At 36.0% G+C, this 645-nt stretch carries 1 protein-coding gene; it reads left to right on the top strand.

Going from position 1 to position 645, the window contains the following annotated elements; genetic code table 11:
• Positions 1-645, top strand: a 645-nt coding sequence (locus FLS47_RS03450) for a tyrosine-type recombinase/integrase (protein ID WP_149913001.1), incomplete at both ends; no start/stop codon positions are given.

Here is a 645-nt window from a genome sequence, read left to right on the forward strand (position 1 = left end):
ATGCTGGCAATACCATTAGATCGTACAAGGATTACGCTAGTATATTTCTTAAACATGTTAGCAAATATCCCTCCCTTGAAGAAATTCCACTGTCAGATATTGAGGCGTTTATAAACGAAAAAGTTCAAAATGGGAAAATTAGTGTTTCCTATCAAAAAGGATTAGTGGGCGCAATCAAGAAGATGTACGAACTGATATTGGACAAAAAAATCCAACTGGATTACTTATACCCGAAACGCTCATTTTCTAAATTACCTAAATTCTTTTCAAAAGAAGAAGTAAGAAATATTCTCGATAACACTCAAAATCTAAAACACAAGGCTATTCTGATGACAATCTATAGTTGTGGACTACGTCTTAGCGAACTGTTGAATCTCAAAATCAAAGACATAAAATCTTCCGATGGAATTATCAGAATCCATCAAAGCAAAGGTAATAAAGATCGGATTGTATCATTACCAGACAAATTGCTGGCGACTTTGAGACATTATTATCAAGCATTCAAGCCAAAGGAGTACCTCTTCGAAGGTGAGAAGGGTGGCAAGTATAGCGAACGAAGTGTACAGTTGATTCTGAAAAAAGCATTGATCAAAGCAAATGTTCAGTCGGAAGGCTCTGTACATACATTGCGACATTCTTATGCCA

It is taken from the genome of Sphingobacterium cavernae (assembly GCF_008520265.1).
In the GTDB taxonomy this organism is placed as follows: Bacteria; Bacteroidota; Bacteroidia; order Sphingobacteriales; family Sphingobacteriaceae; genus Sphingobacterium; species Sphingobacterium cavernae.